Annotated in this window: 15 protein-coding genes; 10 read left to right on the top strand and 5 right to left on the bottom strand. The window is 66.6% G+C overall.

Annotated features, from left to right (window positions below; translation table 11 throughout):
* On the top strand, nucleotides 1-182 hold a 182-nt coding region (locus tag R2733_00075), incomplete at its 5' end, for a DUF6755 family protein (GenBank protein MEZ5374872.1).
* Nucleotides 183-188: 6 nt separating this feature from the next.
* The gene (locus R2733_00070; protein MEZ5374871.1) at nucleotides 189-1,229 is read left to right on the top strand and encodes a tellurite resistance/C4-dicarboxylate transporter family protein; all 1,041 of its coding nucleotides are present in this window, start codon (nucleotides 189-191) and stop codon (nucleotides 1,227-1,229) included.
* A gap of 48 nt (nucleotides 1,230-1,277) precedes the next feature.
* Here R2733_00070 and R2733_00065 read toward each other — a convergent pair whose 3' ends face one another.
* Entirely contained in the window at nucleotides 1,278-1,874 is a 597-nt protein-coding gene (locus R2733_00065) for a TetR family transcriptional regulator (GenBank protein MEZ5374870.1), read from the bottom strand.
* Between the two features lie 1,155 nt (nucleotides 1,875-3,029).
* Between R2733_00065 and R2733_00060 the strand changes: the two genes are divergently transcribed.
* The 5 genes from R2733_00060 (at nucleotide 3,030) to R2733_00040 (ending at nucleotide 5,407) form a co-directional block, all read left to right on the top strand.
* Nucleotides 3,030-3,251, top strand: coding sequence for a hypothetical protein (locus R2733_00060; GenBank protein ID MEZ5374869.1), 222 nt, complete (start codon nucleotides 3,030-3,032; stop codon nucleotides 3,249-3,251).
* Nucleotides 3,252-3,515: 264 nt separating this feature from the next.
* A complete protein-coding gene (locus tag R2733_00055; GenBank protein ID MEZ5374868.1) occupies nucleotides 3,516-3,671 on the top strand; it encodes a hypothetical protein in 156 nt (51 codons plus the stop codon).
* Between the two features lie 241 nt (nucleotides 3,672-3,912).
* On the top strand, nucleotides 3,913-4,104 hold the full coding sequence (locus R2733_00050; protein ID MEZ5374867.1) for a hypothetical protein: 192 nt from the start codon (nucleotides 3,913-3,915) through the stop codon (nucleotides 4,102-4,104).
* 7 nt (nucleotides 4,105-4,111) lie between these two features.
* Nucleotides 4,112-4,510 (top strand): DUF1971 domain-containing protein, encoded by a 399-nt coding sequence (locus R2733_00045; protein MEZ5374866.1) that lies wholly within the window; start codon nucleotides 4,112-4,114, stop codon nucleotides 4,508-4,510.
* A 501-nt stretch (nucleotides 4,511-5,011) separates the two neighbouring features.
* Nucleotides 5,012-5,407, top strand: a complete 396-nt coding sequence (locus R2733_00040) for a VOC family protein (GenBank protein MEZ5374865.1) — start codon at nucleotides 5,012-5,014, stop codon at nucleotides 5,405-5,407.
* A 218-nt stretch (nucleotides 5,408-5,625) separates the two neighbouring features.
* Here the strand turns inward: R2733_00040 and R2733_00035 are convergent, their stop codons facing one another.
* From R2733_00035 to R2733_00025, 3 genes are all read right to left on the bottom strand, one after another.
* Nucleotides 5,626-5,790, bottom strand: coding sequence for a hypothetical protein (locus tag R2733_00035; protein MEZ5374864.1), 165 nt, complete (start codon nucleotides 5,788-5,790; stop codon nucleotides 5,626-5,628).
* Nucleotides 5,791-6,040: 250 nt separating this feature from the next.
* A complete protein-coding gene (locus R2733_00030; protein ID MEZ5374863.1) occupies nucleotides 6,041-6,385 on the bottom strand; it encodes a VOC family protein in 345 nt (114 codons plus the stop codon).
* A gap of 441 nt (nucleotides 6,386-6,826) precedes the next feature.
* Nucleotides 6,827-7,348, bottom strand: coding sequence for a helix-turn-helix domain-containing protein (locus tag R2733_00025; GenBank protein MEZ5374862.1), 522 nt, complete (start codon nucleotides 7,346-7,348; stop codon nucleotides 6,827-6,829).
* 71 nt (nucleotides 7,349-7,419) lie between these two features.
* Between R2733_00025 and R2733_00020 the strand changes: the two genes are divergently transcribed.
* Nucleotides 7,420-8,088: a dihydrofolate reductase family protein gene (locus tag R2733_00020; protein MEZ5374861.1), complete on the top strand. Its 669-nt coding sequence runs from the start codon at nucleotides 7,420-7,422 to the stop codon at nucleotides 8,086-8,088.
* A 139-nt stretch (nucleotides 8,089-8,227) separates the two neighbouring features.
* Here the strand turns inward: R2733_00020 and R2733_00015 are convergent, their stop codons facing one another.
* A complete protein-coding gene (locus R2733_00015; GenBank protein ID MEZ5374860.1) occupies nucleotides 8,228-9,871 on the bottom strand; it encodes an ATP-binding cassette domain-containing protein in 1,644 nt (547 codons plus the stop codon).
* 280 nt (nucleotides 9,872-10,151) lie between these two features.
* Between R2733_00015 and R2733_00010 the strand changes: the two genes are divergently transcribed.
* Complete coding sequence (locus R2733_00010; protein MEZ5374859.1) at nucleotides 10,152-10,364, top strand: type II toxin-antitoxin system RelE/ParE family toxin; 213 nt, start codon at nucleotides 10,152-10,154, stop codon at nucleotides 10,362-10,364.
* Nucleotides 10,364-10,693 carry an XRE family transcriptional regulator gene (locus R2733_00005; protein ID MEZ5374858.1) on the top strand — a complete coding sequence of 110 codons (330 nt, stop codon included), beginning with the start codon at nucleotides 10,364-10,366 and terminating at the stop codon, nucleotides 10,691-10,693. The genes R2733_00010 and R2733_00005 overlap by 1 nt, the downstream gene beginning before the upstream one ends.
* The last annotated feature ends 324 nt before the right edge of the window (nucleotides 10,694-11,017 follow it).

Raw genomic sequence — 11,017 nt, 5'->3', positions numbered from 1 at the left:
GCCGCTCCTCGTCGGCTGTCCTGATCTACGTGATCATCCTCATGGCGATGCAGGTCTTCCTCGTCACCGTCGCCGCCGAAGCGTTCCTCGCCGACGAAGCCGGCCTCGCATGGGCCACCGCCATCGTGTCCGTCGTGCTGTTCGCCGCCGCCGCCAGCTTCCTGCGCTACCTCCGACCGTAGAACTCGATGGCCGACACCCCGTCATCACCGATCGCGACGCTGTTCCCCGGCTACTTCGCGCTCGTGATGGCCACCGGCATCGTCGCGATCGGCGCAGACCAACAGAACCTCGACCTGCTCGCCCAAGGCCTCTACGTGATCACGATGCTCGCGTACGTCGTGCTCGCCGTGCTGCTCGCCTCACGCATGATCCGGTACTGGTCGAACTTCGCCGCTGACGTCACCAACCACGCCAAAGGCTTCGCGTTCTTGACCACCGTCGCCGCCACCAATGTGCTGGCCTCCGCGTCGATCGTCATCCACGGCTGGTGGAACCTCGCGTGGGCGCTGTGGTGGGCCAGCCTCGTGCTCTGGGCAGCATTCGTCTACACCACCCTCATCGCCGTCGTCACCGACCGCGACAAACCCGGGTTGCAGGGCGGCATCAACGGCAGCTGGTTCCTGCTCACCGTGTCCACCCAGTCCATCGCCGTCGTCGCCGGACTGTTCCTCACCCGCACCGACAGCGACACCCTCGCCTTCACCGCGATCGCAGCCTTCGCACTCGGTGTCGTGCTCTACCTCATCGTCATGACCATGGTGTTCCTTCGCTGGACGTTCAATCCACTCGACCCCACCGAAGCCGACCCGCCCGCCTGGATCGCCGCCGGCGCCGTGGCGATCACCGTCCTCGCAGGATCGAACATCCTCCTCGCCGCCGACCAGGCCCCCGACCGGGTCGCCCGGCTCGCCCCCTTCCTCGAAGGACTGGTCGTGACGGCCTGGGCCACCGCCACGTTCTGGTTCCCGCTCATGATCGCCATCGGCATCTGGCGTCACCTCGTCCGCCGCGTCCCGCTCCGCTACCACCCCAGCTACTGGGCGATGGTCTTCCCCCTCGGCATGTACGGCGCCGCCACCTACCGCATGAACGCTGCGATCGACCTCGACGCCCTCGCCTGGCTCCCCAAGATCGAACTCGTCGTCGCCCTCGCTGCGTGGACCGTCACGTTCGTCGGACTCGCATGGCACCTCGCCACGTCCCGTCGAACAACACCACACGGATAGCCACCGAATCCCCGGCGACCGCCGGCACGGCACCGATGGGGAGCAGCTTCAGTGCGTGCCGAGGCCGCTGGCGAGTTGGTCGAAGCCGCTCTGGACCAGAGCTGGCAGTGCGGGGGTGTGCGGCGTGGTGAGCCAGTGCTGCAGTGAGGCGCGCATGACGGCGAGCGCCGTCGCGGCGAGCAGGCGTGGTGCGGGGTCGTCGGCCCGCGCGCCGAGTCGTGTGGTGAGACGTTGGGTGAGCGCCTGTTCCCAACCGGCTTGGAGGTGCAGGCTTCGGGCGAACACGGACGGGTTGCTCGCCATGATCGTGAACCGTCGTCGGATCCGGTCGTGTTCTGACTCGTAGTCGGCGGCGACCGCGGCGAACGACGCGCGTAGCGCGTCCCATGCCGGTTCGTCCTCTGGGCGTTGCTCGAGCTCGGTGAGGATGCGTTCGAGGCGTTCGCTGTAGTCGGCCAGGACGAGGTCGTCCTTGGTCGCGAAGTACGAGAAGAACGTCCGGGGCGCCAACTCTGCTTCGACCGCGATCTGCTCGATGGTCGTCTTGTCGAAGCCCTCGCGTTCGAAGAGTTCGAGCGCGGCGTCCTCGAGTCTGCGCCGGCGCTCGCGCTTGTTCCGTTCTCGTCGTCCGGTCGGCTCGGCCACGTGAACAGGATACCGAAAAGAGCAGCCATTGCAAAAATGCAGTGACTGCATGTATGGTGAGCGCAGGAGGTGTGTCGTGTCGAACGGGTTGTACCGATTGGGTCGTTGGATCGCTGCCCATCATCGGCTGGTTCTCGTGGCGTGGGTGGTGGCAGTGCTGGGCTTGGTGGGGTTGAACCGGGTCGCCAGGGTGATGCGGTCGACGACTTCCGGGTGCCAGGTGTGGAATCGCAGCAGCGGTCGACCTGCTCGAGCAACGCTTCCCTGAACGTGCCGGAGCAACCGCGATGGTCGTGTTCCACGTGGACGATGGCACCGTCAACGGCCAGCCACGGCCGCAGCGATCGACGCCACGATCGCCGAGGTCGCATCGCTCGAACATGTTCTGGCCGTGACCGACCCGCTCGCCGGCCCACGTGCGATCTCACCCGACGGCTCGACCGCGTTCGCGGCCGTGCAGTTCGACGGCTCGACCGCCGAGCTCGGCCGCGCCACGTTGGAGAGTTGTTCGACACCGCGACGCCAGCGGGCAGGCCGGGGTGCAGGTCGAGTTCCAGGGCGACTCCCGACAGGTGCGAAGGAACGTTCCGAGGGTCCCGCCGAGATGATCGGCATGCTTGCACTGGTCGTGCCTCTTCGTCACCTTCCGGAGCCGTCGTCGCCACCGTGATGCCGTTGGGCGTCGCAGTTGCCGGGCTGGCGACAGGGTTGTCCATCGTCGGACTGTTGGGCGGGCTGATCGACATCCTCCATCGCACCGCGACTCGGCACGATGATCGGTCTCCAGGTGGGCATCGACCTTGCTTCTGTTCGTGCTGAGCCGCCACCGCGATCACCTCGCGCATGGGATGGACGTCGACGAGTCGATCGGCCGCACCAGCGCGACCGCAGGTCAAGCCGTGGTCGTGGCCGGTGGCACGGTCGTGGTGGCGATCTCAAGCTTACCGTTCGCCGGGATCCCGTTCGTCGCCAACGCTCGGCTACTCCGCCTCGATCGTGGTCGCCGTCGCCGTGCTCGTCGCGATCACCCTCACTGCCGGCTCTGCTCAGCGTTGCCCGTCACCGCATTCTCCCCAAGCATCAGCGCACCGTCAGTCGACCGAGGTGACTCACAGCGGCTGGGTGAGCTGGGCGAGATGGAGTTGCGCATCACCCGTGGCGTTCCAGCATCGGCGCCACCGTCGTGCTCGTGACCTTGGCCATCCCGATGCTCGACATGCGGCTCGGCCGGCCGACGCAGGCTCCGATCCGACCACCACCACGCATCGCCACGCCTACGACCTCCTCGCCGCCGGCTTCGGCGACGGATTCAACGGGCCGCTCCTCATCGCCGTCGACCTCGGCGACAACCCCGACCCCACCGTGCTCGACGACTGAGCAGCCTCCGTTGCCGCAGACCCGGGAGTCCGCGCCGTCTCACCACCCGAGCTCAACGCCACCGGCGACACGGCGCTCATCACGGCGATCCCGACCCGCAAGCCCCAGGACCAGGCGGCCAGCGACCTCGTCCACCGACTCCGCAACGACCTGCTCCCGGCCGCCACCACGGGCACCGGAGCCGGGCCTCGTCGGCGGACCCACCTCGCTTCATCGATCAGTCCGACGAGATCGCCGCACCATACCCTGATTTCCATCGCAGCCGTGGTGTCGCTGTCGTTCCTGTTGTTGATGATCGTGTTCCGATCGATCCTCGTCCCGCTCAAGGCCGCGATCTTGAACCTGTTGTCGATCGGCGCCGCCTACGGCGTGGTCGTCGCGGTGTTCAATGAGGGATGGGGACGTTCGCTCATCGAATGACCGAAGCTGTCCCCATCGCGTCGTTCGTTCCGATGATGATGTTGCGATCCTGTTCGGGCTGTCGATGGACTCGCAGGGTGTTCATCCTCTCCCGCATCCGCGAGGTACCACCGAGGACACTCCAACATCGACAGCGTCGTCGAAGGCCTCGGCGCGACCGCCGAGGTCATCCTGCAGCCGCACTCATCATGATCAGCGTCTTCCTCGGTTTCGTCGCCAGCGACGACCCGGTGAGTCAAAGATGATGATCGGTCTCGCCACCGCCGTCGCCGTCGACGCCACCATCGTCATGGTCCTCGTCCCCTCCACGATGGCGCTCGTCGGTGATCCCAACTGGTGGCTGCCGCGATGGCTCGACCGCATCCTGCCCCGACTCGATCTCGAAGCCGAACCCGGCGCGTCTGCGTCGTCCGACGAAGGAGTTCTCCGATGAACCAACCGTGTCTGCCGGCAGGCTCGACGCATCCGCGCCACCGACATCTTCGACAACGACACCGGTTCCCGCCGGGCTGCTGCGAGCCCACCGCGTGGCCGATGGCGTGTGGGGTCGCCTCGTGGTCCACTCCGGCACCGTGAGCTTCGTCTTCGACGACGAACCCGAGCATCCGATCACAGTCTCTGCGGGGGACGCCGTCTTGATCCGCCGGCGCGACAACACCACCTCAGAACTCCATGACGCTGCGAGCCGCGGTATGCAGCGCGAGCGGCCCCAGCTCGGCGGAGTCTTGCCGGCCACGCCATGGGATCCGGAGCTTGCCGACGCCATGGAGAAGCACGGCCTCGCCGTCTACGAAGAAGAGCTCACGGAGCACCTTCTCACAGCGATGGTCGACTCATGACGGCGTGTGTGACGGCGTGTGCTGTACAACATACGTACAACACGACAGGCACCAACGAGCGCACACCAGTGCAAACGAGACGAGGCCGACATCCCTGCGGAAAAGCCTCTGAACAGGACCGATGCGGTCGGCCGCCTACAACCTCGTATGGAGGCCACGCGACTCATAACCCGAAGGTCGCAGGTTCAAATCCTGCCCCCGCCACCAAGTAAAGAACCAGCTCAGAGGCCCTTCCGCTCCGGCGGCAGGGCCTCTCTGCTGGTCGCGATCCGTGGTCTCGTACAACAGCAGTACAACGGATTGCACTTCGGGTCCGAACCCGAAGGTCACGTCTGGTGCAGGCATCCCGGGGGCGCGAGCACAACTCACGCCCAACCGAACTCGTCGTTGTCCGAGAGCGGCACGTTGCGCACGCCGGTCGGCGTGCTCCACATCGACGAATTGGCCGCGATCGAACCCCCGTCGGCCCCGCCGCATCGATGAGGTAGGTACCGTCGGCAAATGCACTTCACCATCGCTCTGCCGATCGCTGACCGTCGCGCCTCGTTCGACTTCTACCGACAGGCGCTCCGGCTCACCGCTGTCGGCCCGGTCGCCGACGACGGCTTGCCCGAACCGCTCGCCTTCGAACTGGCCGACGGTGTGCAGCTCATGCTGATCCCAGCTGACGGCTTCGCGGGGGTCATCGGAGAACACCGGGTCGCCGAGCGAGGACTGACCGAATGTCTGCTCGATGTGGCCGCCCACGGTCAGGACGAGGTGAATGACCTCGTCGAACGGGTCCGCGGCGTCGGTGGTCGTGTCCTCGAGGACCCGCAGTCCAAGTCCTGGGGCTACGCCGCTCTCTTCGCGGACCCCGACGGACACCTGTGGACCACCACCGCGGCTCTCGAATGAGCTCGGCCCCGACGTCGAAGGCCTGGGCTGTGCGAGGAGGCTTGTGGGCCTTCATCGCGCAATGCCTGTGCCCGCGAATCATGCTGTCCGCGTGACCTGCTCCACGAAGTCGACCATCAGCATTGCAGCGGGTGCGGCGTGGGTTTCCAGAAGGAAGTGGCCAGCGTCGAAGACGTGGGCTTCCATCCGCGGAAGGTCCTGCAATGTGCGTTGGCGTTCTAGATGATCAATCCCGTGACGCGCTCTGGTTCACCCATGGCGATACTCAAGGCCACGGGCGCGCCGCAGTCGTGCACGTACACGAAGCGATCACCGACGTTGAGATGAACGAGCAGTTCGTGAACGGCGGTGGCGTAACGGTCGAACGTGGCATGCGGCAACACGTCGGAGCGACCCTACCCGGGCAGATCAGGAGCGATGACGTAGGCAATCTCTGCGAGTGGGCCGATCACGTCGCGGAGCGTGTTGGCCGAGCTCGCGAACCCGTGGATCAAGAGCACCGAAGGTCGGCGAGGATCACCAGCTGCAAGGTAGGACAACTCGGCGCCTTCGGCCAGCGTGAACGACGTCGCACAGGACCTGGATGCATCGACTTGACCTCCCTGGCCGTTGCGACGAGCGGAGAACCGACACCTAGGCCGAGGTCACCGCACATTCTTCGTCGCTCCGAACGATGCAGAACCGGTTCCCTTCCGGATCGGCCAGCACCATCCAACCACTCCCATCGCCGTTGCGGCGATCGGCGATCTGGACAGCGCCAAGAGCGAGCACCCGCTCGATCTCTTCGCTGGGGTCGGCGCAGCGCGAGTGCGACAAGCGCGCCCAGCGGGAGAGGTAGCCCGCACGTCGACGATGCTCGCTCGGCTCCGAGTCCGTCGACGTCGCCCGCGCCGGCGTGAGCAACGTGCGTGTCGTGCAGGGAGGATTTCCCCGGCTGCTGTGGTTGGCGGCGTCGCATCGCTGGTCGGTGGTTGGCATCCGGCGGTGGGTGCGCTGCCAGGTGTCGGAGCCGTTTTGGTGGTCGCTGTCGCCTGGGATCGGTGGCGTTGGCGCCAGCGTGGTGTCGGTGTCGGGTGATGTCGATCTCGAGCAGTTGCGTCGAGCCGCCGAGCGCTTCCGTGCTGACCGCGAGGACGTCGACGACTGGCGGCTCACCACACGTCAGCGCTGGGTGAACCGCGTGCTCACCGCCCTGGACGCTCCAGCGGCTCCGCATCCCCGCTGGCGAGCACGCCGGCCGGCAAGCGGGAACACGTCCGGGAGTTCGACGGTGTCGAGAGCTGTCGCCGCCGGAGCCGGACATCGCGGTCAAGAACGCGAAGGCGACGACGCTCCCGGCGACCGGAAGTGTCGATATCGCGTTCCAGAACGAGCGCGCTTCATCGTCTTTCTGTGTGGTCGAGCTCGTAGGGCCGCTCGTCACGACTGCGCCATGGTGTGGTGGTAGGCGGCGTCGAGTTCGGCGAGGACCCCGTCGTCTGGTGGCGGCTGGCGGTCGATGTGGATGCGCCGCAGTTCGTCCATGAAGCGCTCGGCGATGTCGGGGCCGCCGTCGGCGAGGAGTTGGGCACGGATGGTCAGCTCCGGTGTGGTGGGGAGCCAACGTGCGCCCCAGGCCCCGAGCTGAACGATCAAGGGAACAAGTTCGATTGCGGCCTCGGTGAGGAAGTAGTCGACCTTCTGACGGTGACCGGGAACCGGGTGGCGGCTCAGGAGCCCTGCGTCGGTGAGCTTCGCGAGGCGAGATGCCAGAACGTTGCTGGCGATGCCCTCGAGGGAGTTGCCGAGGAGCTCGCGAAACCTCGTGCGCCCGCCGAACATCACATCGCGGAGCACGACGAGGCTCCAACGGTCGCCGAGCAACTCCATGGTCATGTTGATCGGACAGCCCGATCGTCCGTCAGGGACCGTCAACTCCTCATGATCGACCGGTTGCGCCATGAAAGCAGTGTAACTAGAGTCGGGCCGACTGATTGCAGTTCGCAACCAGTCGACCAAAACAGGGAGTGCGTGTGGCGCAACGGGTCAGAGTTCAGAGTTTCACCGTCTCCCAGGACGGCTATGGGACCGGCGAGGAGCAAACCCTCGAGCGGCCCTTCGGCCACGCCGACCCGACCGAGTTGATGGCCTGGAGATTCGACACGGCGAGCTGGCCGGGCCGCACCGGGCCCGGCGGATCTCGTGGCATCGACGACTACTTCGAGCGTGACTTCGCCATCGGGATCGGCGCCGAGATCATGGGTCGCAACAAGTTCGGCCCCCAGCGCGGTCCGTGGACCGACCACGAGTGGACGGGCTGGTGGGGTGACACTCCACCGTTCCACACACCGGTGTTCGTGCTCACCCACCACGAGCGGCCATCGATCACACTCGCTGACACTACGTTCCACTTCCTCGACGCTTCACCAGTCGAGGCCGTCGAGCGAGCGAAGGTCGCCGCGGGGGGACTCGACGTTCGCGTTGGCGGCGGCCCTACGACCGTCCGGTCGTTTATCGAGGCAGGGCTTGTCGACGAGCTCCACGTCGTCGTCGCTCCGATCACGCTCGGCGGCGGGGTCCGACTGTGGGAATCCCCCGAGGAGTTCGACGATCGGTTCCACCACGAAACCATCCCCAGTCCCAGCGGCGTCACCCACCACCTTCTCTGGCGCAACGACCCGAAGACCGGACAGGACCAGTGAGCACATGACTATCGAGGGCTTCCCCGGACGATGACGGCGCTCGGTGTGGGGTCGTGTGGCACGAGGTGGCGACGCTGGGCCGATACGTACGCGGTGTGGGTGTGGAGGTCGCGAGTGACTGAGTGGTCCGAAGCCCGATCTATTCCCGGTGACGTGGGTGTTGTGGGAGTGCGATGGTGGGCCAGTGTTGGAGGTCGTGTCGGAGTTGGCGGTCGTGGGTGACGATGACGACGGCGGCTGGGGTGGTGTCGAGGGCTTGGGTGAGTTCGTCGACGAGCGCGATGGAGAGGTGGTTGGTGGGTTCGTCGAGGAGCAGGAGGTGTGGTCGGGCGGCGAGTGCGAGTGCGAGGTCGAGGCGTCGCTGCTGGCCCATGGACAGCTCGGCGACGGGTCGTGCGAGATCGGCGGACTGGAGCAGGCCGAGGGAGCGCAGCGACACGGTCTCGGCCTCGGTCAGCCCGTTGTTGAGGAGTTCGTAGAGGCGTGTTCGGTAGACGTCGCGTGCGGTTCGGCGGTCGGCCGACGGGGACTCCTGCGCGACGAGTCCGACTCGGGCGTCGGCGGCGAGACGTGCGTGGCCGTGGTCGGGGTGGAGGTGGCCGGCGAGGACGGCGAGCAGGGTTGACTTGCCGCTGCCGTTCGGTCCGGTGACGAGGAGCCGGTCGCCCGAGGACAGCTCGACGGTGACCGGCGTGGTGAGCCGGTTCGCGACGGTGATCTGCTCGGCGTGCAGGAGGGTGACGCCGCGCATCGTGGGGAGCTCGGGAAGGCGGAACTGCAGCGGCGGCTGCGGTTTGGTGATTTCGTGGGCGTGGAGGTTCTCGAGGCGTCGGTTGACGGCGCGCACCAGGCTCGGTGCACGTGTTGCCCGCTGGTGCTTGCCGGTTCCCTTGGGAGGTCGCCATCCGGCTTGGAGGCGGTTCTGTGCGGTCGACAGGTCGTCGGCGAGCCGGGCCTGCTCGATCTGGTGGCGTTCGTAGGCCTGCTCCCAGCGAACTCGTTCGCGTGTGCGTCCTTCGAGGTAGCCGGTGTAGCCGTTGCCGTAGAGACGTGGGCGTTCGTCGATGCTGGGGTCGAGGTCGAGAACGTGGGTGGCGACGTCGGCGAGCAGTGCCCGGTCGTGGCTGACGAGCACCACCCCGCTGTTGGTCGAGCGCAGGACGTCGGTGAGGAACTCGAGGCCGTGCTGGTCGAGGTGGTTGGTCGGCTCGTCGAGGAGCAGGAAGGCGTGGTGTGCTCCGAGGAGGCAGGCAAGGCGGACCCGGTAGCGCTCCCCGACCGACATGGTGGTGAGCCGGCGGCTGCGGTCGGTGATCGCGCCGAGTTCCTGCAGTGCGATGTCGACTCGTCGGTCTGCGTCCCACGCGTCGAGCGCGGTGGCGTCGTCGAGCGCGGCGGCGTACTCGACGTCAGCGCCTGCTCGGCTCTCGGCCAATGCGCTGGTGGCGGCGTCGAGACGGCGCATCGCTGCCCGTGTGTCGGCCAGCTCGATGTCGACGAGATCGCCGATGGTCCTGCCTCGGTCGACGGTCATCTCCTGCTCGGCGATGCCGAGACTGCCGATGCGTGTGACCTCGCCGGCGTCGGGTCGAAGCCGGCCGGCGAGTACGTGGAGAAGCGTGGATTTGCCGCGCCCGTTCTCTCCGACGACGCCAAGTCGGGTGCCGGCGGTGACGGTGATCGAGATGTCGGCGAGCACCTGGCGGCCACCGCGTTCGACGCGGACGCCAGACGTCACCAACTGCGGGCGCGATCGCGCCCGGTCAATGCTGTGGATGGACATGAGAGCTCTTCCTTCTCCCAGCCCCGAAACGGGTTGCCGGGCGCGACCGACAGACAAGCGGAACCGAGGACACGGCGCCGCCGAACACCCACTCACCACATCGGCGGGGGTGCGTCCGTCAGATCACAGGTAGAGCTGCCACATGCCGACCACGATAGCCGTCACGTGCGGGCAATCCCGGTTGGTCGAGCGGTGCAAGCGGCCTCGTGCGTCGGATGAGCTCTCAGCGAGTGACCATGAGCCTTGACTCATCAGGAGTAATATCTCATACTGGTTGGGTGTGGGAGGTCGAGGTCACCGACCAGAACTGCGAGCAGCCAAAGGTGGAGCGTTGCGGGTGCTGTTCTCGTTCGACCCGCGGCGCCAGGCGATCCTGCTGCTCGGTGGCGACAAGACCGGCGAGTGGAACGACTGGTACGAGTGGGCGGTCCCGCTTGCTGATGACCTGTATGACGAGTACCTGCGGGAACTCGGTGAGGAAGGACTGATCTGATGGCACGAACCAAGTTCTCCGAACTCCGCGACACCGTGGTCGCCAAGCCCGGCGCTGTCGAACGGCTCGCCGGTCTACGCGCCGAGACGCTCGAGGAGATCCGGCTCTACGAGCTCCGCCACGGCGAGGCGATCAGCCAGGCCGAGCTCGCCGGCCGTCTCGACGTCACCCAGGGAGCGATCTCCAAGCTCGAGCACTCTGAGGACGTGCGCGTGTCGACGCTGCGCCAGTACCTCGAAGCGCTCGGCGCCCGCCTCGAACTCGTCGCCGTGTTCGACGACGACGACCGTCGGGTCCCGATCCACCTCGGCCGCGACGACGCCGCCTGACCGGGCCCCTGTCAGCACCGCGTCAGCACGACTCGCACCCACCAGTGCAGACGAACGGAGTGCCGGCGCTCGGGAACTCTCCCGTACAACAGTCGTACAACACGACGAGCACAAACGGGCTCCTACCAACGCCTACGAGAGCGCGACTCCATGGCCTCAATCCGCTCGTCCATCAGGAAGAACACCGATGAGCGCCGACCAGCTCCGACGGGCGTCGGTGCACTCATAACCCGAAGGTCGCGGGTTCAAATCCCGCCCCCGCCACTTAGGAAATGGCAGCTCAGAAGGGGTCTTGCCTCGGCGAGGCCCCTTCGGCGTTTTCGG

The organism is Acidimicrobiales bacterium, from assembly GCA_041394265.1.
Taxonomy (GTDB): Bacteria; Actinomycetota; Acidimicrobiia; order Acidimicrobiales; family SZUA-35; genus JBBQUN01.
Note: the sequence above shows the minus strand (reverse complement) of the source record. Positions and strands in the feature narration are given on the sequence as shown.

Coding starts and splice junctions, on each gene's coding strand:
- R2733_00030 (MEZ5374863.1), bottom strand. CDS start 6,385: ATGCCAACCACCGACCAGCGATGCGACGCCGCCAACCACAGCAGCCGG.
- R2733_00025 (MEZ5374862.1), bottom strand. CDS start 7,348: ATGGCGCAACCGGTCGATCATGAGGAGTTGACGGTCCCTGACGGACGA.
- R2733_00040 (MEZ5374865.1), top strand. CDS start 5,012: ATGCACTTCACCATCGCTCTGCCGATCGCTGACCGTCGCGCCTCGTTC.
- R2733_00015 (MEZ5374860.1), bottom strand. CDS start 9,871: ATGTCCATCCACAGCATTGACCGGGCGCGATCGCGCCCGCAGTTGGTG.
- R2733_00070 (MEZ5374871.1), top strand. CDS start 189: ATGGCCGACACCCCGTCATCACCGATCGCGACGCTGTTCCCCGGCTAC.
- R2733_00005 (MEZ5374858.1), top strand. CDS start 10,364: ATGGCACGAACCAAGTTCTCCGAACTCCGCGACACCGTGGTCGCCAAG.
- R2733_00050 (MEZ5374867.1), top strand. CDS start 3,913: ATGATGATCGGTCTCGCCACCGCCGTCGCCGTCGACGCCACCATCGTC.